The 24,963-nt window shown below is 50.4% G+C and carries 14 protein-coding genes; 7 read left to right on the top strand and 7 right to left on the bottom strand.

The annotated features are described in order from the left end of the window. The first annotated feature begins 3 nt into the window (after positions 1–3). The 5 genes from T500_RS0105195 to T500_RS15225 all read left to right on the top strand — a co-directional run bounded on the left by T500_RS0105195 (position 4) and on the right by T500_RS15225 (position 10,425). Positions 4–1,167: a glycoside hydrolase family 105 protein gene (locus T500_RS0105195; protein WP_028907233.1), complete on the top strand. Its 1,164-nt coding sequence runs from the start codon at positions 4–6 to the stop codon at positions 1,165–1,167. After that, on the top strand, positions 1,167–3,581 hold the full coding sequence (locus T500_RS0105190; RefSeq protein ID WP_028907232.1) for a glycosyl hydrolase: 2,415 nt from the start codon (positions 1,167–1,169) through the stop codon (positions 3,579–3,581). The genes T500_RS0105195 and T500_RS0105190 overlap by 1 nt, the downstream gene beginning before the upstream one ends. Before the next feature lie 192 nt (positions 3,582–3,773). Further along, entirely contained in the window at positions 3,774–7,001 is a 3,228-nt protein-coding gene (locus T500_RS0105185; RefSeq protein ID WP_028907231.1) for a SusC/RagA family TonB-linked outer membrane protein, read from the top strand. A gap of 19 nt (positions 7,002–7,020) precedes the next feature. Further along, positions 7,021–8,832 (top strand): RagB/SusD family nutrient uptake outer membrane protein, encoded by a 1,812-nt coding sequence (locus T500_RS0105180; protein WP_028907230.1) that lies wholly within the window; start codon positions 7,021–7,023, stop codon positions 8,830–8,832. Between the two features lie 30 nt (positions 8,833–8,862). Next, positions 8,863–10,425 (top strand): DUF4957 domain-containing protein, encoded by a 1,563-nt coding sequence (locus T500_RS15225; protein WP_051611886.1) that lies wholly within the window; start codon positions 8,863–8,865, stop codon positions 10,423–10,425. A 59-nt stretch (positions 10,426–10,484) separates the two neighbouring features. Here the strand turns inward: T500_RS15225 and T500_RS0105170 are convergent, their stop codons facing one another. Genes T500_RS0105170 through T500_RS0105160 form a run of 3 tightly spaced genes read right to left on the bottom strand, consistent with a single transcriptional unit; the run spans position 10,485 to position 16,026 of the window. After that, positions 10,485–11,405, bottom strand: coding sequence for an endonuclease/exonuclease/phosphatase family protein (locus T500_RS0105170; protein WP_230580854.1), 921 nt, complete (start codon positions 11,403–11,405; stop codon positions 10,485–10,487). A gap of 20 nt (positions 11,406–11,425) precedes the next feature. After that, positions 11,426–13,000, bottom strand: a complete 1,575-nt coding sequence (locus T500_RS0105165; RefSeq protein ID WP_028907228.1) for a carboxylesterase/lipase family protein — start codon at positions 12,998–13,000, stop codon at positions 11,426–11,428. A gap of 14 nt (positions 13,001–13,014) precedes the next feature. After that, positions 13,015–16,026 (bottom strand): FAD-binding and (Fe-S)-binding domain-containing protein, encoded by a 3,012-nt coding sequence (locus tag T500_RS0105160; RefSeq protein WP_036908552.1) that lies wholly within the window; start codon positions 16,024–16,026, stop codon positions 13,015–13,017. Between the two features lie 188 nt (positions 16,027–16,214). On the opposite strand from T500_RS0105160, the gene T500_RS0105155 reads away from it, so the two are divergent. Further along, positions 16,215–17,819, top strand: a complete 1,605-nt coding sequence (locus T500_RS0105155; protein ID WP_028907226.1) for an L-lactate permease — start codon at positions 16,215–16,217, stop codon at positions 17,817–17,819. Here T500_RS0105155 and T500_RS0105150 read toward each other — a convergent pair. After that, entirely contained in the window at positions 17,812–18,612 is an 801-nt protein-coding gene (locus tag T500_RS0105150) for a hypothetical protein (protein WP_155267441.1), read from the bottom strand. The two genes, T500_RS0105155 and T500_RS0105150, sit on opposite strands and share 8 nt — an antisense overlap. Positions 18,613–18,761: 149 nt before the next feature. Between T500_RS0105150 and T500_RS0105145 the strand changes: the two genes are divergently transcribed. Further along, on the top strand, positions 18,762–19,976 hold the full coding sequence (locus T500_RS0105145) for an MFS transporter (RefSeq protein WP_051611885.1): 1,215 nt from the start codon (positions 18,762–18,764) through the stop codon (positions 19,974–19,976). 9 nt (positions 19,977–19,985) lie between these two features. On the opposite strand, the gene T500_RS0105140 is transcribed toward T500_RS0105145, so the two are convergent. The 3 genes from T500_RS0105140 to mfd form a co-directional block, all read right to left on the bottom strand. Beyond that, positions 19,986–20,732, bottom strand: a complete 747-nt coding sequence (locus tag T500_RS0105140) for a sensor histidine kinase (protein ID WP_196243471.1) — start codon at positions 20,730–20,732, stop codon at positions 19,986–19,988. Positions 20,733–20,907: 175 nt separating this feature from the next. Beyond that, positions 20,908–21,333, bottom strand: coding sequence for an Hsp20/alpha crystallin family protein (locus tag T500_RS0105135; RefSeq protein WP_028907222.1), 426 nt, complete (start codon positions 21,331–21,333; stop codon positions 20,908–20,910). A 110-nt stretch (positions 21,334–21,443) separates the two neighbouring features. Next, positions 21,444–24,812: a transcription-repair coupling factor gene (gene mfd, locus T500_RS0105130; RefSeq protein ID WP_028907221.1), complete on the bottom strand. Its 3,369-nt coding sequence runs from the start codon at positions 24,810–24,812 to the stop codon at positions 21,444–21,446. Between the last annotated feature and the right edge of the window lie 151 nt (positions 24,813–24,963).

The following is a 24,963-nucleotide window of genomic DNA, read 5'->3' as shown; positions in this document are numbered from 1 at the left end:
CATATGAAGAAATCTATTATTGCACTCGTAGCACTTGTGGGACTCACAACCACAGCTACAGCACAGAACAATGTGTTAGAATCAGCACAGAAAACAAACAACTACTTCATGATGAAGTATAGTGACCCTACCCTTCCCACCAACGTGAAGAAGGTACGTCCCTCGTCGCTTTGGACACGTGCCGTATATTACGAGGGACTGATGGCCCTGAACGCCATCGACCCACAGCAGCGTTACATCGACTACGCCATGACCTGGGCCGACTTCCATAAATGGACACCACGCAACGGCGTGAACACCCTCGATGCCGATGACCAGTGCTGTGGCCAGACCTACGTGGAACTGGCAGCCTTGAAAGGTGGCGATCAGAAAGCACTCTTAACCAATGTAATTGCTAATCTCGACCACCAGATGGTTACTCCAAACTCAAAGAAGCAGACCTCCACTCCTAAAGCCAAGACCAACGTGAACTCGTTGTACGGTTGGTGGACCTGGATTGATGCCATACAGATGGCTATGCCACTCTACATGCAGATTGCAAACGTTACTGGCGAACAGAAATACCGCGACCACGCCATGCAGATGTACCGCTGGACTCGTAACGAGTGTGGTGGTGGTTTGTTCAACACCAAAGACGGTTTGTGGTGGCGCGATGCCGACTACGTACCACCTTACAAGGAAAAGGATGGTAAGGACTGCTACTGGAGCCGTGGTAACGGTTGGGTGTATGCCGCCATCGTACGCTGCATGAACCAGCTTAACCCTAAGAGTAAAGAATATAAGGAACTGAAGAAGGACTTCCTGCTGATGAGCAAGGGCTTGCTCAGCTGTCAGCACAAAGATGGTTTCTGGCATGCCAGCTTGGTAAGCGATGCCGACTATCCCACACCCGAAATGACAGGTACCGCCCTGTTCCTCTATGGTATGGCATGGGGTATTCAGCAGGGTTTGCTCAAAGCCAAGACCTATCGCCCAGCATGCGACAAAGCCTGGCAGGCACTCGCATCATGCGTACATAACGATGGCTTCTTAGGTTGGAACCAGGGCACAGGAAAAGACCCCTCAGCCGGTCAGCCTGTTACCTTCGACAGCGTACCCGACTTTGAAGACTATGGCACGGGCTGTTTCCTGCTTGGCGCCAGCGAATATTACAAACTCACCAGATAATGAGGAAATTCTTAACCATAATATGTGCGGCGTGCTGCTATGCCTCGGCAACCTTTGCCCAGGCATGGCCACAGCCCAAACCAGAAGCTAAACCCGGCACCCGTTGGTGGTGGCTGGGTTCAGCTGTTAATCAGCACGACCTGGAATGGAACCTTCAGGAGTATGCCCGTGTAGGCATCGGTGCTGTAGAAATCACGCCTATCTATGGCGTAAAGGGTAACGATGCCAACAACATCACCTACCTCTCGCCTAAATGGATGCAGGCCCTGCAATCGGTTCAAGACATCGCCCGTCCGTTAGGTATCGAGGTTGATATGAACTGTGGTACAGGCTGGCCCTTTGGCGGTCCGCATATCTCATTAGATCAGGCTGCTTGTCGTGCGATTATCAAGGATACCATTATTAATGGCAAGCACCAATATGAGGTTGAGATTGGACGCACCAAGCAGAAGGTAAAACGTGCCGCTCCTGGTGGCGAAGGCTGGGTGGTGGATCATTTCGACCGCAACGCCGTAGCGCACTATCTAGATCGCTTTGAACAGGCGTTTGCCACATCGGGCGTACCCTACCCTCACACGTTCTTTAACGACAGCTACGAGGTGTATAAGGCCGATTGGACGCCCACTCTGTTCGAAGAGTTCCAGAAGCGTCGTGGCTACGACTTGCGTACAAAACTACCCGAACTTTTAGGCAAGGTAGACGATGGCAACCATACGTTGGCCGACTATCGCGAAACCCTCAGCGACATGTTGCTCGAGAACTTTACCCAACAGTGGGTAGCTTGGGCACACAAGCATGGCGTAAAAGTACGCAACCAAGCTCACGGTTCACCAGCCAACCTGCTCGACCTCTATGCCGCTGTAGATATACCTGAAATCGAAGGGTTCGGTCTTTCTGAGTTCGGTATCCACGGCTTGCGTACTGACCCTGGTAAAACCCGTAAGAACGATAGCGACGTGTCGATGCTCAAATATGCGTCGTCAGCTGCTCACGTCATGGGCAAGCCTTTCACATCCAGCGAAACGTTTACGTGGCTCACTGAGCATTTCCGTACCTCGCTCTCACAGATGAAGCCCGATCTCGACCTGATGTTCACTTGTGGCGTAAACCACGTGTACTTCCATGGTTCATGCTATACCCCGCAGAACGATCCCTGGCCAGGATGGAAGTTCTATGCATCGGTAGACATGAGTCCTACCAACTCTATCTGGCGCGATGCCCCATATCTGATGAAGTATATTGAGCGTTGCCAGAGTTTCCTGCAGTTGGGAGAGCCAGATAACGATTTCCTGGTGTATCTGCCCGTACGCGATATGTGGCATCAACGCGATAACAACAATACACTGCTCATGCAGTTCGACATCCACTCGATGGCGAAGAAAGCGCCTCAGTTTATCCGTAGCATCCTGACTATCGACAGTCTAGGTTACGACTGCGACTACATCAGCGACCGTCAGTTGACAAAGGTACGCATTGAAAATGGCATGCTAGTAACCGAGGGAGGCACCCGCTATAAGGCGCTTATCATCCCCAGTGGTACCACAATCGATGCTTCGCTGCAAGCACAAATCAACCGATTGAACGCCTACGTTATTCGTGGTGAACAGGCTACTGATATGGCCAAGTTTACCAAAGCCGAACAGATGAAGACCACCTATGGTCTGCGCGCCATTCGTCGCCATACAGCCGATGGTTGGCACTACTTCATCGTAAACCTCACACCGAAGGATATTGCAGGCGATGTAAACCTGGCAGTACCTTTCGAGAGTGCTACCTGGTTCAACCCCATGAACGGCGACATTCAGCCAGCCGAAGTACATAACGGACAGCTGCACATCGCCCTCAAATCAGGCGAGAGCCGCATCCTGCAGACGTCAAATCAACCTTCAACAAATATTGCTACAACTGCATCCAGGACCGAGGAGATAACCCTCCAAAGTCCATGGATGCTTACATTCACCGACGAAAGTCCACGTGTTGAAGGCACGTTCAAACTGAACAAACTCCAGACGTGGGAGACACTGAACGACAGTGCTGCCGTTACCATGGGTACAGGTGTTTACACTACCAGTATCAAGCTTTCAAGCCAACAAGCCAAACAGCACTGGCAAATAGATTTAGGCGATGTACGCGAGAGTGCCCGTGTGTATATCAACAATCAGTTTATAGGTTGTGCCTGGGCCGTACCGTTTATTCTTGATTGCGGCAACACCCTGCACAAGGGCAAGAATGAGATACGTATCGAGGTCACTAACCTGCCGGCCAACCGCATTGCCGAGCTTGACAGAAAAGGCGTACAGTGGCGCAAATTCAACGAGATTAACGTGGTGGATATCAACTATAAGAACACCACCTACGCCGATTGGAAGCCCGTTCCAAGTGGACTGAATACAACCGTTAAACTGGTTCGTTAAGTCGCACATTACTTATAAAATAATGTACGTAAACGTTTCGTATTCGAAAACGTTTACGTGCTTTTTTACGCACTTTTTTACCATCGAATAGCCGATTTTTAATTTTTTTATACTATATTTGCACCAATTTAAGGACTAATCTCTGAGAAGTAATTGACTTACTATTATAATTAATAACTTAAACATCAAAGTATGAATCAAGCAATGAGAAGATTGTGCAAACTGTGTCTCTTAGCAGCATTCTTTGTACTGGCTCCCCCTGAGGTGCTGGCTCAAACGATTGCGAAAGGACAGGTGTTTGACTCAACTAACGAGCCCGTTATTGGCGCTACAGTTGTAGAAAAAGGTAGTCCTAAAAACGCTACGATTACCGACTACGACGGTAACTTTAACCTCACGCTGCAGAACAGTAAGCAGGTTGTAATTACCTACATCGGTATGAAATCCAAGACCGTTACCATCAGCGGTGCCCCCGTTAAGGTAACCATGGAAGACGACAACACCACCCTGAACGATGTGGTAGTAATTGGTTACGGTTCGGTTAAGAAGAAAGATCTTACCGGATCGGTAGCAACCGTTAACAGCGAAACCTTGCAGGCTGTACCTGTAGCCAATGCCTCAGAGGCCCTCACCGGTAAGATGGTGGGTGTACAGGTAACTACCACCGAAGGTTCGCCCGATGCCGAAGTAAAGATTCGTGTCCGTGGTGGTGGATCTATCACCCAAAGCAATGATCCCCTTTACATCGTAGATGGATTCCCCGTTGAGACCATCAGCGACATCCCCGCCAACGATATCGAGGACATCACCGTACTGAAGGATGCATCATCTACCGCCATCTATGGTAGCCGTGGTGCTAACGGTGTTATCCTGGTAACCACCAAGAGCGGTAAGGAGGGTAAGACCAAGGTGAGCTACAATGCTTACTACAGCTGGAAGAAGATTGCCAAGAAACAGGATGTGCTGAGCGCACGCGACTATGCTACCTGGCAGTACGAGCTGGCCTTGCTGAAGAATAATAACGATCCTGAGAAGATCTCGTCGTACACCGATTATTTCGGCAACTATCAGGATCTGGATATGTACGACAATATTACCACCAACGATTGGCAGGATCTGGTTTACGGCCGTACCGGTCACACCTTTAATCACAACATCAACATCAATGGCGGTACCGAGAATATCAAGTATGCATTCAGCTATGCCCACATGAATGATAAGGCCATCCAGATTGGTTCAAGCTTCAAGCGCGATAACTTCAGTCTGAAGTTGAACACCAAGCCCACCAAGACCACAACACTCGATTTCCAGGCACGTTATGCCGATACCGATATCCGTGGTGGTGGTGCTCAGGATGCTACCGGTGTGTACGACTCTGACCACCGTCTGCGCTATGCTGTTATCTACAGCCCATTCCCCATCAAGAACCTCGATCCATCAGCAGGTTCAGCCGATGATGACTTAGGTAACCTCTACAATCCTATCCAGGCTCAGTGGGACAACGACCAGAAGAAGGAGCGCAAGAACCTGAACATTGCAGGTGCTTTTGGATGGGAGATTTACAAAGACCTGAAGCTGCGTACCGAGTTTGGTTACGACGATTACAACAACTACGACCAGCGTTACTGGGGTCTTACCACCTATTATATTAAGAACGTACCAGCAGTTGACAACCAGAACATGCCAGCCATCCGCCTGACATCAACTAACCGTCACCGCTTCCGCAATACCAACACCATCAACTACGACTTCAAGAAGTTGATTAAGAACGAAGATCACAAGTTGAACCTGATGGTAGGTCATGAGTACGTAATTACCAAGCAGCGCATTAATACCGACGAAGTACACGGTTTCCCCACCGACTTTGATGCCGAGACCGCTTGGAAGCTCACCTCACAGGGTGTGCCCTACTCTATCGACGATGCTTACAGTGCTGATGATAAGCTGCTCTCTTTCTTCGGTCGTTTGAACTACAACCTGAAGGACCGCTACCTGCTCAGCGCTACATTCCGTGCCGATGCCAGCTCTAAGTTTGCTAAGGGCAACCGTTGGGGTTACTTCCCCTCTGCCGCTCTGGCATGGCGTATCTCTTCTGAGCCATTCATGGCCAGCACAGCTTCTTGGCTCGACGATTTGAAACTGCGTGTAAGCTACGGTACTGCTGGTAACAACAATATTCCTGTTGGTCAGCTTGTACAGACTTATAGCGCCAGCTCTACCGCTTGGGTAAACGGTATCTCTTCATACTGGGCACCATCAAAGACGATGGCTAACCCCGACCTGAAGTGGGAGACCACCATCACCCGTAACGTAGGTTTGGACTTCACCCTGTTCGGTGGCAAACTGAATGGTACCATCGAGGCCTATCTGAACACCACCAAGGACCTGCTTATCCAGTTCCCTGTAGGCGGTACAGGATACGACAACCAGTATCGTAACATGGGTAAGACCGAGAATAAGGGTCTTGAGTTCAGCTTTACCTGGCATGCCGTTAACCAGAAGAACTGGGGTATCGACATCAGCGGTAACATCGGCTTCAACAAGAATAAGGTTAAGAGCCTTGGTGTGATGGATGACTTTGGTTGGAACACCAACTGGGCTTCTACCGAGATTGGAAACGACTACTGGATTTCTGTAGGCGATCCTCTTGGTCAGGTTATCGGATTCCGTCTGGATGGCGCTGGCCGTTACGAGGTAAGCGACTTCGTTGGCTACGATGCTAAGCAGGGTTGGATTCTGAAGGATGGTGTAGCCGATGCTACTGCCGTAGTAGGTACTATCCGCCCAGGTTCGCTCAAGCTCAAGGATCTGGATGGTGATGGATTCGTAACTTACGAAAACGATGTTGAGGTTCTGGGCGATGTTAACCCAACAGCCTTCGGTGGATTCACCCTGAGCGGTCACGCTTACGGCTTTGATCTGAGCGCCGCCTTCAACTACAGCATTGGCAACAAGGTTTACAATGCTAATAAGATTGAGTACACCTCAACCTCAAAGTACCAGTATCGCAGTATGAGCACCGAGATGGCTGCTGGCAAGCGCTGGACCAACCTCGATCCTGAGACCGGTCTGCTCAGCAACGACCCAACCCGTCTGGCCGAGCTGAACGCCAACACCACTATGTGGAGCCCTTACATGAGCCGTATGGTACTTACCGACTGGGCTCTTGAGGATGCTTCATTCCTGCGTCTCAACACCCTGTCACTGGGTTACACTATTCCTGCTGCCCTCACCAAGCGTGCTGGCATTCAGAGCCTGCGCTTCTACGTAACAGCTTACAATGTATTCACCATCACTGGTTACAGCGGTTTCGATCCTGAGAGTGACTGCTATCGCCGTACAGCGCTTACACCAAGTGTTGACCACTCTGGTTATCCACGTAGCCGCCAGTTCGTTGTAGGACTCAATTTGAATTTCTAAAATGAAGGAGGACATGAACATGAAGAATAATATCAAATTAGCTATACTGTCAATGTCGCTGATGGGTCTGGCCTCGTGCGACATGGATGCCCCCAGCATCTCAACCCTCGACGAATCATCGGTATTCGCCACCTACTCGCTGGCCGAATCAGAGGTGATGTCGATCCACGTATCATTTGGCGAGACCAACTCATACCGTGGCCGTTTCCTGCCCTACTATGGTGTTAACACCGATGTAGAATGGGGTAACGCACCATCGTATGCCGACCGCGTAAGCGATAAGCAGAGTCTGTGGAACTATAGCACTCAGGCTGCTAACGGACAGATGAACACCGCCAACAATGCCTACGCAAAGTTCTACGAGGGTATCGAGCGTGCCAATCTGGCCATCAAGGGTATCCGCCAATATGGTAACATCGAGAACAACGCCGATATGCGCCACCTGTTAGGCGAGGCCCTCACCCTGCGTGCCGTTATCTATAACGACCTGCTGAAGGCTTGGGGCGACGTGCCTGCACGTTTCGAGCCTAACAACTCAGATAATATGTACCTGCCCCGTACCAACCGCGATGTGATTTACAAGCAGTTGCTGGCCGATCTGTTAGAGGCTGAGGACTATTGCTACTGGGCTAAGGAGAATGCTATCACCAAGACTACCGAGCGTGTAAACAAGGACTTTGTTAAGGCCCTGCGTGCCCGTCTGGCTCTCTATGCAGGTGGTTACGGTCTGCGTGGCGATGGCTATCGCCTGTCGAAGGATCCCGAATTGGCTCCTGAGAAGATGTACCAGATTGCCAAGCAGGAGTGCGAAGAGGTGATTGCCCATGGCAGCAGCAAACTGGGTTCGTTTAAAGAGAACTTCGTTAAGCTCTGTCAGGATAATGTAACAGCTGGTGGCGAAAGCCTTTGGGAGATTCCATTCTCTGCCGGTCGTGGCCGTGTGCTCTACACATGGGGTTTGAAGCATAACGCTAAGGACCAGTACACCCAGCAGTCGCAGGGTGGTATCAACCGCGCAGTTTCTACTCTGTACTACGATTATGATCCCGAGGATATCCGTCGCGACATCACCGTGGTACCTTACGAGTGGAGTAAGGACCTGAAGGATGGCAATGCGCACGTTGTGCTGAGCGGCTTGAACAAGATGTGCTTTGGTAAGCTGCGCTACGAGTGGATGAACCGTATTGTTACCAGTACCAACGATGATGGTGTAAACTGGCAGTACATGCGCTTGGCTGATGTTTACCTGATGGCTGCCGAGGCCGAGAACGAACTGGGTAACACCGCCGCTGCATGGAGCTATATGAAGCCTGTTCTGGACCGTGTACTCCCCGCTGCTAAGGTATCTGCCCTGCAGACCAAGTACACCGCCTCTCAGCAGGCATTCCGCGAGGGTATCTACGATCAGCGTGCACTCGAGTTTGCTGGCGAGGCTCTGCGTAAGGCCGACCTGGTTCGCTGGGGTATCATCGACCAGAAGATGGCCGAGGCCAAGGCTAAGCTCCAGGCTCTGCAGACACGTACTGGCGACTATGCAGGACTGCCCGACAAGGTTTATCTGAAGACTGTTGAGAACGAGAGCGAGATTGAAATCTACGGTCTGAACAAGGGCGAGAACGATGCCACTGTTATCAACGGTTTCGAAGGCGATTGGGAGAGCAAGAACTGGTTCGGCAGTGCCGACAAGCCAAGCCTTACCGACGATATCATCGACGGTCTCTACGTGGCTACTCCAAGTCTTAACTGCCTGTGGCCTATCTGGCAGAACTTCATAGACTCAAGCAACAACATGCTGAACAACGATGGTAACTACGGTCAGTTGTCTGATTGAAAATTGAACATTGAAAATTGAAGATTTTTTATGAAAAAAATATATTTAAAATCTATCGTATTTGGTCTGGCTACTGTGGCTTTAGCTTCATGTAGCGACGTTGCCGACGAGATTACGAGCATTGTGTATAACCGTAATTTCTCGCCCACCAGCGTAGAGGCCAAGGTGCGCAACCGCACCAATATCGAACTGAGCTGGAACCTTGGCGATGGCGTAACCAACTATAATGTTGAGGTTTATGCCAACGACAGCTTGACCTTTGCCGGTTCGCCCGTTCAGAGTTTCTCTGTAACACCCGATCAGGTGCCCGTGCTTATCACAGGTCTGGATGGCGAAACCCAGTACTCATTCCGTGTTCAGGCCACCGATGGCGATGCCACACGCGACTCAAAGTGGAGCGGTGTGTATGCCAAGACCGAGGCCGAGCAGCTGTTCAAGAACGTGAAGGAAGAGGATATCAAGGCTAAGGAAGTGACTCTGCGCTGGACAGCCGGCGAAGAGGCTGCCACCATCACCCTGACTCCCGGCAACATTGTTTATAACATTACAGCCGATGATATCAAGGCAGGTGCAGCTACCATCACCGGACTGACTCCTGAAACCGAATACACCGCTGTAATGGCACGTGCAAACGGTAAAACCCGTGGTAAGATTAGCTTCACCACAGGCGTATATCTCGAGGAGACCGACATCCTGGTTAAGGCAGGTTCGGATATCGCACAGGCCATCACCGACGCTCCTGAAGGCTATCGCCTCATTGTGGAGCCTGGCACATACGGTATCGCTACCGACGAGGCTGCATTTGGCGGTTCAGTAACGGTTAGCAAGAATCTCACCATCAAGGGTCTGCGCCAGAACGATCATCCTGTTATCCAAGGCCGTTTCAAGGTAGAAGCTTCGCTCACTATCGATCAGGTAACACTCGATGGTAAGGGCACCGATGGCGGTCAGGCATTCGATTTCACAGCTGCCAACACCATCGACCACTTCACTGTTAACAATAGCGAGGTTACCAACTACACCAAGGGATTCTACTATGTGAATAAGGCTGCTAAGATTAACAGCTTGGTTATTAACAACTGTCTCATCAGCAACATCGAGTGTGATGGTGGTGATATGTTCGACTGCCGTGCAGGTGCTATCCTGATGCTCAACATCACCAACAACACTATTTGGAACTCTTGTAAGGGTCGTGACCTGGTACGCTACGACGACAAGTCAGGCAACTTTGCCGGTGTAGCTCCTGTCATCACCATCGATCACAACACCATCGTAGGTGCTTGTAACGATGCAGGAAAGCGCATCCTCTATGTTCGCTTCAAGGGCAACAGTATCACATTCACCAACAACATCGTAACCGCCTCTGCCGGTAACTTCTCTAACCAGAAGAATACCGCCGAGCCTACATTCGAGAACAACTTCTACTCAGGAGCTGATGGTTACGTAACCGAAGGTGCCAACGCCAATGCCCTCTTCGTAGATAAGAGCGGAACCATTGCCGATCCTCAGTTCAAGGACGCCGCTAATGGCAACTTCACTGTAGGCAACGATGCCGTGAAGGATAACAAGGCTGGTGACCCACGCTGGTTCTAATCCACAAGTGATTACATAAAAAAAAGAGAGCTGTGCATGATGCACAGCTCTTTCTTTGTTTAGAACGTAAGACGTACAAATACGGGATAATGATCAGAAGGAAGGCGCTTTTGATGCTTCTGGAAATTAATCTCCTGAGGAGCATCGGCGCCTTTTACTGTATCTGTTTGTTGGGGTGCTTCCGACCAGTAGGTATTGGTTAACACGCCGTAACGCTGTACGGTAAAGGCAGGCGATACAAACACGTGATCAATACGACTGGCGGTCTTCAATTCCGGATCCCAACTGTTAAAGGTACCATTCTCAGCAAAGCGGAACTGAGCCTTCTCAAAACTGTCGTCCAATATGCCCGACTGTGTGAAGATACCATAAATCTCATTAGTCTGATCAACATTGAAATCACCTGTCAGCACCACGGGTTTGCCCTTAGCAATCTCTTTGATACGCTGCACCACCAGTTTGGCACCCTCGCGACGCGCTACCGTACCCACATGGTCCATGTGCAGATTAAAGTAATAGAACTTCAAACTGGTTCCCTTGAGCTTAAAATAGCCCCACGAGCAGATACGCACACAAGCTGCATCCCAACCTAAACCAGGCTTCTCGGGTGTTTCCGACAACCAGAAGTCGCCATGATCCAACAATTTGATTTTGTTACGGTCGTAAAAGATGTTTGAATGCTCACCGGCATGCTTGCCATCGTCGCGTCCTAAACCGATACAGTCGTAATCGGCCAGCTGCTTCAATAAGTCCTGACGCTGCGACTCCAAGACCTCCTGAGCACCGAAGATATCCGGATGCTCAAACAGTATCTGACCGCACAATACCGGCATGCGCTGCTGCCAGGCATTACCTGCTTTGGCATCGCTGTCATTCTGGTAACGAATGTTGTAACTGCCCACGTAAAGCTCCTGGGCCTGTGTAGTAATGCTGGCTGCCATCATCATGGCAACCAGCACAATTTTGCTAAATACTTTCATTAGTAGTGGTTATTATTCTGTTAATGTCTGTTTGATTCTACTTCTGCACGTTTAGCTCTGTAATAACGGTCCACGAAATCAATCTGCTCACGGTTGGGCACATTGATCAGCGATGCACCATTACTGAACTGCATAGTGGTTGGCTTGCTCTCGTCGAAGGTTGGCCAGTAAGGCAGCCCCTTGCCGTTAGGATTACCCGTCTTAGCAAAGTTCACCCAGTACTGCTGAATGATTTCGGCCACGGCACTCTCAGCAGGATATTTTTCGCCTTGCAACAGGAAGTGACCGTTCAGGTACATGATATCATCGGCATGAGCCACACCCTTACGACGTGGATCCTGCGAGAAGCTCATAGTTGAAGGCTGAGCCAGATAAGCCGCATAAGCCGCGCTCTTACCCGTTTTGGCCTGCAGACTTACCCATGCGTACGATGGCCATGCAAAGCCCATATCACGGAAGGCATCGCCAAAGCCGTGCCAAGCCTCGTCGTTGGTAGCACCAGGATAGAATTTCAATGCCTCGTCGGCCCAAGCACCAAAAATGCTCTTCAGTGTTTTCTGATAGTCCTCGGCAGTAATGTTACCTGGAGCAAACAGTGCACCCTCATCGCTGTTGGTCATCACGATTACAGGCACATCGTTATACTCGCCTCGCTCATACATACGATACTGGTCGTCGCAAATCACGTAGCTGTCAACACAAGGCCAGAAACCGGCAAAGCCCACGTTGCCATCGCACAGTGCCATGGCATCCATGGCGCGCAGCTGCTTCAGGTTCTTTTTCTTCAGATGCTTCATGAAGGCCACACCCTGCTGCTCGGCCCCCTTCTGCGAGGCATCAAGGCCTAACGAACGTGGCGCATCGCTCCAGGGCGCAAACGAACCACCGCTATGACTGATGCAACGGTGGAACAAGCCACGTGCCAAAGGCGATGCACACAGCATACTGCAACTGATGGCACCGGCACTCTCGCCAAAGATGGTTACCTGGTTAGGATCGCCACCAAACTGGGCAATGTTGCGCTGTACCCATTGCAGGGCATAAATCTGGTCTAACAGTCCGTAGTTGCCCGAATGGCCGTCTTTGCTTTCCTTAGTCAGTTCGGGATGGGCCATAAAGCCTAAGGCACCTGTACGGTACTCGATGCTCACGATCACTACACCACGCAGTGCCAGGTGCTTCCACAGGTCGCCACCATACCACTCGGTCTGGAAACTGCCACCGTGAATCCATACCATCACAGGCAGTTTGTCGTTTACGGTCTTAGCTGGTGTGGCAATACCCAGATACAGGCAGTCTTCGCTCATCATATCGGCCGTACGACCAGGACGTGTGGGCTGTGGAGGCATTTTTCCAAACTCATCGCACACGCGTACACCCTCCCAGGCCTTGGCAGGCTGTGGAGCGCGCCAACGCAGATTACCAACAGGAGGTGCTGCGTATGGGATGGCCTTATACACGGCCAGACCATCGTCCAGTACACCTTGTACATCACCAGTCTCTACATGTGTAGTCAGGAGCGCTTGCGCCTGCACAGCAGTGCTGGCTGCCATCGCAATGACAACCAGCAACAGTTTTCTAAGTAACACTTTCATCACTTGTTTAATTATTATTTTTTAGTTGTTGTACATTCATTTACCAGATACACAATACTCATATAAGGTATGCCTGTGTTCGATTCGAGACCGATCTCACAGGTACGACTGTTAGAGTAGCCCACCTCGATATGGTTAGCCTCAATCTGTGGGCGCAGCTTGCGCAATCCGTACTTATTCAGCTCTGGGAAGGTAAAGCCTCTGTCGCCAGCAAAGCCGCAACAGCCCACACCCTCGGGTAGGAACACGTTGTTTGAGCACAGCTTAGCCAAAGCTATCATATCCTTATCTACACCCATCTGTCGGGTAGAACACGTCAGGTGCAGTGCTATATGACGGTCGATAGGATGGAAATCCAATCGTGGTACCAGGAACTTCATAATAAACTCAGCAGGCTCGTAGAGGTGCATCTTATGCATCACCTTCTTCATACGGTGCAGACACGGACTCTGGGCGCACAGCACAGGATACTTACCCTCCTCGCTGGCTTTCCACAAAGCTGCCTCCAGTTCGGCACTCTTACGGTCGGCAATATCCAGCATACCCTTCGATTCCCATATCTGTCCGCAGCACATACGCTCCATACCCTCTGGGAAAATCACCTCGTAGCCGGCCTTAGCCATCAGCTGTATCACCTCATCCACCAGGTCGTGAATCTTGCCGCCATGCCTTGACTGTCCCATCGTCTGGTTAATACAGCTGGGGAAGTAAACCACCTTGAGGTCGGAATGCTGTTCCTCATGCTTAGGAACGCTTCTCTCGATGATAAACTGCGTCAGGTCGCTCTTCTTAGGCTGACGATGCTTCTTAGGCATAGCGGTAGTCCATAGTGGCAAACCCATCTTGTTCATCGTACGACATACGGTAGTCATCAGTGTCGGGCCGAGTGTGACGTGAGCAGCATGTGCCACATCAAGTACCACGCGCAGTCCGCTCTTAATGCCCGCCATATGCTTGGCTGCATAATCGCCTACCCAGTAGCCTAATGGACGTGTGTTCATATCCAACTGACGAATCAGGTGTGTCAGCTCACCCGTGTTAATCTTCATGGGGCATGAGGTTGAACACAAGCCATCGGTAGCACAGGTCTGATCACCGTAATACTTATATTGTCTCTGCAAGCGCTCCAAACGCTCGTCGTCCTCACCGGTCTTAGTCAGATGACGAATCTCGCGCTGTACGGCGATACGCATACGAGAGGACAGTGTAAGTCCGCACGACATACAGTTAACCTCGCAGAATCCGCACTCTATACACTTGTTGGCACGCTTGGCCTGTTCAATGGTTTCCTTGGCTGTACTCAGCTTGGGATCCATCAGATAGTGGCCACCATCAGGCACGCTCTTGAAGTCGTAATCCAATTCTGGCAGCGGCTTCAGACACTTGATAAAGCAGTCGGGATCGTCATTGAATATCACACCCTGATTCAACAGTCCGTTCGGGTCAAAGATTGCCTTCAGTTCCTTCATCACCTCGTAAGCCTTCTCGCCCCACTCGTACTTCACAAACGGTGCCATATTACGTCCTGTGCCGTGCTCGGCCTTCAAGCTGCCGTCGTATCCCTCAACCACCAGCTTGGCCACATCGCGCATCATCTCGGCATAACGGGCCACCTCATGCTCATCGGCAAAGCTCTGATTCAGAATAAAGTGGTAGTTACCCTCAAAGGCGTGACCATAGATACAAGCATCGTCGTAGCCATGATCGGCTATCAGTTTCTGTAACTTCACCGTAGCCTCAGGTAGACTCTCAATGGGGAATGCCACATCCTCAATCAGGCACGAGGTGCCTACCGGACGTGTACCGCCTACCGATGGGAATATACCGCTTCGGATGGCCCAGTACTTGCCATACACAGCAGGATCCTCGGTAAACTCAGCAGGAATATAGAGTTTGAATGCACCTAAGCACTCCTTAATCTTCTCAATCTTCATCAGCAGCTGATCGTGGGTAATACCCTTGGTCTCGGTCAGTATAGCCGTCAAGTTATGGTAATCGCCAGGCTGCACGCCCTCAATCTTACCGGCATCCACATCCTGCTTATACTGCAGATAAACGGGATCATCAACCGACGAGAGCGACTTATAGTCGAGCATCTCGGCACTCTTCACCATCAGGTTCTCGGCGCTCATCTCCAGGTCTTCGTCGCCAGCCTTCAGCTTCTTCATAGCCACCACAGCCTCGCAACTCTCCTTCATGGTCATAAAGTAAACCATGGCCGATGCCTTGAACGGATAGTCCTTCAGTGTTTTCATCGTTACCTCCGACAGGAAGGCCAGTGTGCCCTCGCTACCCACGATAGAGTGCGCAATGATATCAAACGGATCATCGTAAGCCACCAGTGGGCGCAGATTCAAACCCGTTACGTTCTTAATGCTGTATTTCTTGGTAATACGATCGGTCAATTCCTGATCGGCACGCACCTTGTCGCGCAGCGCCTCTATCTTAGAGATAAACGCAGGATGCTGTTTCTTGAAAGCTTCGCGACTCACTGGGTCGCCAGTATCCAGCACCGTACCATCAGTCAGGATGATACGAGCCGACAGCAGCATACGGTCGCTATTGGCATGCACGCCGCAGTTCATACCCGAGGCATTGTTTACCACGATACCACCTACCATGGCAGCACCGATAGATGCCGGATCGGGGGGGAACACACGTCCGTATGGCTTCAGTATCTGATTAACCCTCGCCCCCACTATACCAGGTTGCAGCTTGATGCTCTCGGCTGTATCCGAAAGCATATACTTCTCCCAATGCTTGCCAGCCACAATGAGCACGCTGTCGGTACAGCTCTGTCCCGAGAGCGATGTGCCAGCAGCACGGAAGGTAAAGGGCAGTTTATACTTATCGCACAACTGTACAATCTTTGATATCTCTTCCTCACCATCACTACGAAGCACTACCTTCGGAATCTGGCGATAAAAACTGGCGTCGGTACCCCAACCTAAGGTACGTAGCTCGTCGGTGTAAATGCGCTCGGCAGGCATGAATCGCCGAAGTTCTGATAAGAATTCGTTTAGCATAGGGCTCTTGGGTTTAGTTATACTCGATTTTTGTGAGCAAATATACAAAATTTTTCGATATCATCACACTTTTTCAATGTTTTTTTGACTCTTTTGATTTTTTCACAAAAAAAATCGTGGTACGTATCAAAAGTTTTCGTATATTTGTCGGCAGAACTTATATAAATATTCACTAACACTAAAATCCTATGTCAGCATTAGTATCCGCTATCCCTATTCTGTTACTCATTGTTTTAATGATGGGTTTCAAGGTATCTGGCTACAAGAGCGCTATCGTTACGCTGATTGTAACCGTTGTATTGGCACTGTTCGCAGCACCTGCCTTAGGCATTGTGCCCGAGAAGTATGCACAGGCAAGCATTGTTGGCATCACGCTATGGTCGGTAGTCGAGGGACTGCTCAAGGCCTGCTTCCCTATAATACTTATTATTATATGTGCGATTTTTAGTTATAACATCCTTTGCGAAACCAAGGAGATTGAGACGATTAAAACGCAGTTTATCCAGATGACCTCGGATAAAGGTCTGCTGGTACTGCTGCTTACATGGGGTCTTGGTGGTGTGCTCGAAGGTATGGCAGGCTTTGGTACGGCTGTGGCCATCCCGGCAGCCATCCTTATCGGCTTAGGTTTCAAACCTATGTTCTCGGCTGTTATCTGCTTGATAGCCAACACCGTAGCTGTAGGATTTGGTGCAGTAGGATTGCCCGCCACCACACTGGCCAACCAGGTTGCTGCCAGCGGTACCGCTACGCCTGAGGAGCTTTGCGAGGTTGCCACATTTATTATCCTGCAACTGTCGCTGATGTTCTACATCACCCCGTTCCTCATCCTGATGCTTACCGATAAGACCAAGATTCTCAAGAACATCAGCATTGCCCTGTTTGTAGGCACTTGCTCTATTCTCGTGCAGTTCTGCTGTGCCCACTTCATCGGCCCTGAGACACCTGCCATCCTTGGTTCGGTAGCCGCCATCGCCGCCATGCTTCTCTACAACAAGCTGTTTATCCACGACGAGAATCCTAACGACGAGGTAAAGGTAGAGAAGAAGAACTTCGGTCTTATTAAAACGCTCAAGGCCTGGAGTGTTTACGGATTGATAATCTTCTTCATCCTGATTAGCAGTAAGATTGTGCCTCCTGTTAACGAACTGTTGGGTAGCACACTGGTTACCAAGTTCGAACTGCCTGTCATCGGCAACACCTTCAAGTTTGGCTGGCTTTCTAATGCCGGACTGATGATTTTCCTTGGTGCCGTGATTGGTGGTCTGATTCAGGGCATGAGCATCGGCGCACTGCTGAAGCTGCTGGCCAAGACCACACTGAACCTGCAGAAGACGGTGGTTACCATCTGCTGTCTGGTAGCTATGGCTATGCTCATGAACAATGTTGGTATGACTAACGATATCGCTAAGGGTCTGGTAATGCTTACCGGCGTGGCCTTCCCATTCTTTGCACCACTCATCGGTTCTATCGGTACGTTTGTTACAGGTAGTGCCACCAACGCCAACATTCTGTTTGGTAAGCTACAGGCAACTGCCGCCAGCGACTTAGGCTTGGTTAACCAGGGCACCTTCTTTGGTGTGAGTGGTAGCGAGACCAACTGGCTTGCTGCAGCCAACTGTGCCGGTTCAGAAGGCGGTAAGCTGCTGTCGCCACAAAGTATCGCCATCGCAACCGCAGCATGTGATATGGAGGGGCAGGATGGCGATATTATGCGTAAGACCATGCCGTTCGCTATCTTCTGGATACTGATGAACGGTCTGATGGTATTCTTAGGCTTGCACGTTATTTAGCAGGCTGCAGGTACCAGCGTACCGTCCAGCTTAGATCAGCACCGGGAGCCAGGGTTGTGTAAGCACCTTGGCTCTCGAGTTCTATATAGGTCTTGCCACGGTTCACGTACACCTGAATCTCGGCCTCGCCAGGAGCAGGCTCATCAGCCTTCAGGTCGGCAAACTTCTTGGTCAGAACCAGACCGTTGTTCTCGTAGCTCAGCCAGCCTTTACCATCGGCATTAACCTTACGGTTCTGCTGGGCCTCGTCGGCAGCATAGCAAGCCACACCGTCTTTCTGTTCAAAGTTCATCAAGCCAGCAGGCCAGATGCTCTCCACAGGGGCATCAAACTTAATCACACCGGCATTAGGCACACGGGTAATCTCCCAGGGAGCCACTTTTCTTTCCTCGCCACTCTCGTTAATAATGCTGTAGGTAATCACAATGGCGCCATCCTTCTTATCGGTACTGAAGTCCTTGCGCACACGGTATTTCAACTTCTCCGATACCGGACTGGTCATCACCAGATGCCCATCCTTCTCTACCACCTCGTACACGCCTTTGTCGAGTTCGAATACGGGAGGCCAGTTCCACTCCTTCTGCGGACTTGTCCAGAAGGTACTACCGAAGCTTTCGGGCCACCTGAGCTGCGAAATAACTTCCTGATCCTGATACTTGAGCGACGTGATTTTAGCGCCCTTTTCGGGGGTGATGGTCATGGTTACGTCACCAATCTTCACCTCTTTGGTCTGAGCCATAGCTGCCGATGACATGAGCAGGGCTACGGCCGAAAGCATTACAATTCGTTTCATACTTATAGTTGATAATGATTTTTTTGATGTTAGACGTACGCCAAGGGCAAAAGTTAAGCCCCATTATAGTTCGTTAACGTTAGTTCTGCCGATAACCGCCCGAAAAAGCGTAACTTTGCACCCGATAAGCAGAAAGACTGGAAGATAAGATGGAGAGACTTTGGAATAGGAACTACTGCAAGGTGATGGCAGCCAACTTTACGTTGTTTTTCGCCTTTTACGTGCTTACACCGCTGTTGCCGCTCTACCTGAGCGAGCACTTCGGGGCCACAAAGGACGTGATAGGACTGGTGCTCTCGGGCTATACCATCACCGCTCTGCTGGTACGCCCGTTTAGCGGCTATGTAGTCGATTCGTTCCCGCGCAAAACGGTGCTCATGCTGTCGTTTGGCGTGTTCGCTATCTTCTTTGCCGGCTATCTGGCCGCCTCTACCCTGCTGCTGTTCACCATTATGCGCACACTGCATGGAGGTCCCTTCGGCGCCCTTACCGTAGCCAATTCTACCGTGGCCATCGATGTATTGCCCAGCAGCCGTCGTACCGAGGGTATCGGCTATTACGGCTTGAGTAACAATCTAGCTATGGCCATCGCGCCCACCATCGGCATTTTCATCTACCAGCTTACCAACAGCTTCGAGTTCCTGTTCTGGTTAGCCCTCATCGTGGCCACCACAGGCTGGCTGATTGATAGTACTGTAAAGCTTAAGCCTAGAGATTCTAGCCAGGCTAGAAGCTCTAGGCTCTCGCTCGACCGCTTCTTCCTTACACGTGGCTGGTTGTTGGGCCTGAATATGGTAGCTTTTGGCTTCAGCTTTGGTGTGCTTAGCAACTACCTGGCCATTTATGGTAAGGAGGTAATGGGCATTACCGGCGGCACAGGCACCTATTTTATGCTATGCTCGGTGGGTCTTATCCTTAGTCGCCTACAGGGCAGCAAAGCCCTCCGCGACGGTCGTGTAACCCATAATGCCGCCACCGGTATGGTCATCTCGTTAGTGGGCTACACTATATTTATATTCATGCCCACACTCTTTGTCAGCAATCATACTGCCATCATGATCGGTTATTATGGTTCCGCATTGTTGATTGGCTTGGGCAACGGTCATATGTGGCCTGCATTCCAGAATATGACCATCAATGTGGCCACCAACAAACAGCGTGGCACTGCCAACAGCACCATCCTTATCTCGTGGGATATCGGTATGGGATTAGGTATTCTGGCTGGTGGTATCGTAGCCGAGCTCATTAGCTATAGCGCAGCCTTCTGGACGGTAGTACTCGTTAACGGTACGGGTGTAGCCACGTATTTCCTGGCTACGCGCGCCTTCTTCCTGCGCCGTAACCTCAATCCTACCGTACGATAAAATCAATGATTAGCGTACCAGCCCCTTCTTCATGTCGCGCATCTTGCAAGGTATCCAAACCGTAACATGGGTACCCTTGCCTTTCTCCGACTTCAGATCGATGGTGCCATGCAGACTCTCAACAATCGACTTGCAGATAGATAAGCCCAGACCCGAACGCTGATTAAACAGTGCCAGCGAATCGCTACCCTGAATGAGTGTTGAGAAGTTCGACTGGAAGTCCTGAGGCTCACCGTCGCCTGTATCAATCACTTCTATCTTCAAGCCATTATCGGCATAATCATAATCGATGGTAATGGTACCCTCCTGGGTGTGCGTAAGCGCATTGTGCAACAGGTGTGTCATCAGCTGATACATCAGGTTGGTATCTACCATGCCCTTGGCGTGTGGCGACAATGGCGAACGTACAACTACTTGTACATTGGCACCTGCGTCGCGCTGAGCCTCACGGCGATACGACGCCATCAGCTCGGCCAGATTCACCTCTATCATGGTAAAAGTGGCCATATTACTATCAAAGCTCGACAGTTCGAGTAGCTGCGATATAAAATACAGCAACTGCTTACCATTCTGGTTAATGGTTGTCATCGCAGCATTCAGCTTCTTGGAATCAGATTCTTCAGTATCCAGCAGCTTCTGACTATCCGTAATAATAGCATTCAAAGGCGTACGCAAGGCATGACTCACATTAGCCATAAACACCGTTTTAATACGCTCGCTACGCTGTGCACGACCTATTTCATTTCTTAGGCGCACCTGATAATAATGCTGCACCAAAAAAAGACAGATTGCAAACAAAACCAGAACCAGAATAAAAATAATCGATTGCCAACTCATAATGCTGTATTTTAGGTTTTCGACTGCAAAGATAAGAAATAATCCGAAAAAAAAGAAGTAGTTAACATTTGTTAACCGCTTCTCCGATGTTTTATTATGCAATGTCTATCTGTCGCGATAGCTTTACCTTCTCTTCTACTATCTTAGGCAGCTCTACGGTAAGTACACCGTTCTCTACGCGTGCCTTGATATCCTCCTTCTTCACGTCGTCGGGCAGTATCAGTGTCTGCTCAAACTTCGAGTACGAGAACTCACGGCGCAGATAGCGCATGTTCTTATCCTCATCCTTGTGCTCCTGTTTCTGTTCCATCTTAATAATCAGGTTGCCCTCATCATTAATATGAACATTAAAATCCTCCTTCTTCATGCCCGGTGCTGCAAGCTCTACGGTGTAGGCCTTGTCGCTTTCTTTTACATTGATAGCTGGTGCTGTGCAATTTGCTTTCGGCATATACTCGGTGTCGAACAAATCTGCAAATACACTTGGAATCCAACTGTTAGTTCTCATTACTGGCATCATAATTTTTACCTCCTAATTCTATTTTTTTAAATTGTTAAACCATGTTGTTGAGCGCCTAGTGGCGTTCACAAGCCATGATTGCAAAACAGATACCAGAGGCAAATTATGCGTCAGATTGACAGAATCTCCTGACAGACTGTCAGTGCAGAAGCTACAGTAGGTACTTCCGAAATCACCACCGAGTGCTTGCCCTTACCCTCGCGGAAGTTGCACTTACGGGGATAGCGCGACACGTACTGCAGTATCTTACCAAAGGCCTCGCTCTGGAAGTAAGGACTATCGTCGCGACTCACAAAGTAGAAGAACATCTTCTGCTGCTTCAGCATGATTTTCTCGATACCCAGCTGCTTACCGGCCACACGTAGCGGTACCACCAGAATCAGCTCCTCGCTCACTGCAGGTATGGCACCAAAACGGTCAACCAAACGCTTGCGATAGGCATCCAGCTGCAACTCCAACTGGGTACTGTTGGCCAGGTTGTCAAGCTCACGATACAGCAGCATACGCTCTGAATCGCTCGGCACATACTGATCGGGGAAGTACATCTCGATATCGCTATCCAGCGCACAGTCATCCACCCAGGAGATATTACTAGTCTCACTAGCCAGGCTAGCCGGGCTAGTTTTTCCAGCGGCAGAGTCTGCCGCTGAAGCGGCCGATTCGGCCGAAGCTAGGAATTCGGGCTCTTCGTTTTTAAGCTCACTCATTGCTTGGCTCAATATCTTCTGGTACGTCTCGTAGCCCAAGTCGGCAATAAAGCCGCTCTGCTCCGAACCCAACAGGTTTCCGGCACCACGGATATCCAGATCCTGCATGGCGATATTAATACCCGAACCTAAGTCGGAGAAGTTCTCTAGGGCCTCCAATCGTCTGCGACTCTCCGGGTTCAATGCCGAGAGTGGTGGTGCCAGCAGATAGCAGAAGGCCTTGCGGTTGCCACGTCCCACACGTCCGCGCATCTGGTGCAGATCGCTCAGTCCGAAGTTATGGGCACCATTTATAATGATGGTATTGGCATTAGGTATGTCGATACCGTTCTCAACGATGGTGGTCGAGAGCAGTATGTCGTAATCGTAGTTCGAGAAGTCGAGGATAATCTTTTCCAATTCCTCTGGCTTCATCTGTCCGTGTCCGATACATATTCTCGCATCGGGCACGTACTTCTGTATAATCTCGGCAATATGCTGCAAATCGGATATGCGATTATTTACAAAGTACACCTGTCCGTTGCGGCTCATCTCGTAGTTCACTGCTTCGGCAATAATCTCCGGACTAAAGGTATGAATCTCGGTCTGTATCGGATAGCGGTTAGGTGGTGGCGTTTGTATCACACTCAGATCGCGTGCGCCCACCAGCGAGAACTGCAGCGTACGTGGTATAGGTGTGGCACTCATCGTGAGCGTATCTACCGATGTCTTCATCTGGCGCAGCTTTTCCTTGGTTGATACACCGAACTTCTGCTCCTCGTCGATAATCAGCAGTCCCAAGTCCTTAAACTTCACGCTCTTGCTGATCAGTCGGTGCGTGCCGATGATGATATCTATCTTACCCTCGGCCAGATCTTTCTGTATGCGATTGGTATCCTTAGTGGTACGCGCACGTGTCAGGTAATCCACCGTTACAGGCATGTCCTTCAGGCGGTTGCTGAACGTACGGAAGTGCTGATAAGCCAGCACCGTAGTAGGCACCAGCACAGCCACCTGCTTACCATCCACAGCGGCCTTAAAGGCTGCACGTACAGCCACCTCGGTCTTACCAAAGCCCACATCGCCGCACACCAGACGGTCCATGGGTCGTGCCTTCTCCATATCGGCCTTCACATCCTGCGTAGCCTTCAGCTGGTCGGGTGTATCCTCATACAGGAACGATGCCTCCAGCTCGTGCTGCATATACGAGTCGCGACTAAAGGCAAAGCCCTTTTCCTTCCTACGCTTGGCATACAGTTTTATCAGGTCGCGTGCTATCTCCTTAATGTGCTGCTTGGTGCGCTCCTTCAGGCGCTCCCACTGTCCCGTACCCAAAGTCGAGAGTCGTGGTGCCTCGCCATTATCCTGCGACTTGTATTTGGCCACCTTATACAGCGAGTGGATGCTCACGTAGATGGCATCGCCATGCTGATAGGTGAGCTTGATCATCTCCTGATAGCCATCGCCCTGCGGCATGCGTACCAGTCCGCCGAATCGTCCCACACCATGATCCACGTGTACCACGTAGTCGCCAATCTCAAACTGCTGTATCTCCTTCAGCGTCAGCGCCATCTTTCCGCTACGGGCCTTGTCGCTCTTCAGGTTGTACTTGTGGAAACGGTCAAATATCTGGTGGTCGGTAAAGAAGCACACCTTCAGGTCGTCGTCAATAAAACCCTCGTGCAGTGTCTTATCAACCGGTGTAAAACGTATCTGTGCATGCTCACCCTCGTTTTCGGCGCGCTGTGCAAAAATATCCTTCAAGCGCTCGTTCTGCTTGGCACTGTCGGCCAGTATATACACCTGGTAGCCCTTGTGCAGATAGTTGTCGAAAGCCTGAAACAGCATCTCGAAGTTCTTGTGGAACAGAGGCTGAATGGTGATGTTGAATCGGATGATGCTGCAGTCGGATATCGAGGCACGATGACCGAACTCTATCCTGCGGAAGCCCTCAGCCTGATGCATAAACTGTGGACCAGTTACCAGCGGCATATCCTCCTGGAAAGCGGCGTCGATAGCATCGCGCACATACAGATAGTCCTTGGTGGCAATGATGGTATCCTCGGGCAACAACGACAGGAACGGCTCCTGAGCAGCCTCGTCGGCCTCCAGTTCGGGCACTATCTCTACCCTGTCACGGGCATCAAGCGAGAGCTGATCCTCCACCTTGAAAGTACGAACGCTCTCTACATCGTCGCCAAAAAAGTCGATACGGTACGGGTACTCACAGCTGTAGCTGTACACGTCGAGGATAGAGCCACGCAACGCAAACTGTCCGGGCTCGTACACGTAATCCACTTCCTTAAAGCCCAGCTCGCGCAACTGTTTGGTAATATCGCCTACGGGCACCTCCTGCCCTTTCTCAATCACCACCGTACGGTCGTTCAGCGTTTGCTTAGGTACCACCATTTCGGCCAGCGCCTCAGGGTAAGTCACGATGAACACAGATTTATCGATCTGTGTCATCACCTCGGTACGAAGGATCTGTGAGGCCGAATCTAGCTGTCCGTACTTGATGGCACGACGGTAGCTGCTTGGGAAGAATAGCACCCTTCGGGTACCCAACAGCTGTGTCAGGTCGTGATAAAAGTAGCCCGCCTCCTCGGCATCCTGCAGTATAAACAGGATGGGCGACTTGCACTTAGCAGCCAGACTACCAAACAACATGGGTGCACTCGAGGCCAACAGCCCCTCTAGGAAAATACGTCGTGTTGTCGCATTTTCTATCTCATGAGCCAGCGCCGCCACCTGTGGCAACTTGGCATATACCTTTTCTAGTTCTTCTATCTTCATCGCGATTCGGTTGCAAAGTTACAAAAAATGAGCGAAATGCAAAAGGAAAGCTAACAAAAAAACACGGATTTTTCACATCCCTACTGCGTTAATTACTACTTAGGGCAGGCGTTTCCTGCTTGCAGTCATCATCTCTGATTGACACTGCAAA

The organism is Xylanibacter ruminicola Ga6B6 (assembly GCF_000687715.1).
Taxonomy (GTDB): Bacteria; Bacteroidota; Bacteroidia; order Bacteroidales; family Bacteroidaceae; genus Prevotella; species Prevotella ruminicola_B.
Note: the sequence above shows the minus strand (reverse complement) of the source record. Positions and strands in the feature narration are given on the sequence as shown.

Coding starts and splice junctions, on each gene's coding strand:
- T500_RS0105160 (WP_036908552.1), bottom strand. CDS start 16,026: ATGCTAAACGAATTCTTATCAGAACTTCGGCGATTCATGCCTGCCGAG.
- T500_RS0105145 (WP_051611885.1), top strand. CDS start 18,762: ATGGAGAGACTTTGGAATAGGAACTACTGCAAGGTGATGGCAGCCAAC.
- T500_RS0105155 (WP_028907226.1), top strand. CDS start 16,215: ATGTCAGCATTAGTATCCGCTATCCCTATTCTGTTACTCATTGTTTTA.
- T500_RS0105195 (WP_028907233.1), top strand. CDS start 4: ATGAAGAAATCTATTATTGCACTCGTAGCACTTGTGGGACTCACAACC.
- T500_RS0105190 (WP_028907232.1), top strand. CDS start 1,167: ATGAGGAAATTCTTAACCATAATATGTGCGGCGTGCTGCTATGCCTCG.
- T500_RS0105180 (WP_028907230.1), top strand. CDS start 7,021: ATGAAGAATAATATCAAATTAGCTATACTGTCAATGTCGCTGATGGGT.
- T500_RS15225 (WP_051611886.1), top strand. CDS start 8,863: ATGAAAAAAATATATTTAAAATCTATCGTATTTGGTCTGGCTACTGTG.
- T500_RS0105170 (WP_230580854.1), bottom strand. CDS start 11,405: ATGAAAGTATTTAGCAAAATTGTGCTGGTTGCCATGATGATGGCAGCC.
- T500_RS0105165 (WP_028907228.1), bottom strand. CDS start 13,000: ATGAAAGTGTTACTTAGAAAACTGTTGCTGGTTGTCATTGCGATGGCA.
- T500_RS0105135 (WP_028907222.1), bottom strand. CDS start 21,333: ATGATGCCAGTAATGAGAACTAACAGTTGGATTCCAAGTGTATTTGCA.
- T500_RS0105150 (WP_155267441.1), bottom strand. CDS start 18,612: ATGAAACGAATTGTAATGCTTTCGGCCGTAGCCCTGCTCATGTCATCG.
- mfd (WP_028907221.1), bottom strand. CDS start 24,812: ATGAAGATAGAAGAACTAGAAAAGGTATATGCCAAGTTGCCACAGGTG.
- T500_RS0105185 (WP_028907231.1), top strand. CDS start 3,774: ATGAATCAAGCAATGAGAAGATTGTGCAAACTGTGTCTCTTAGCAGCA.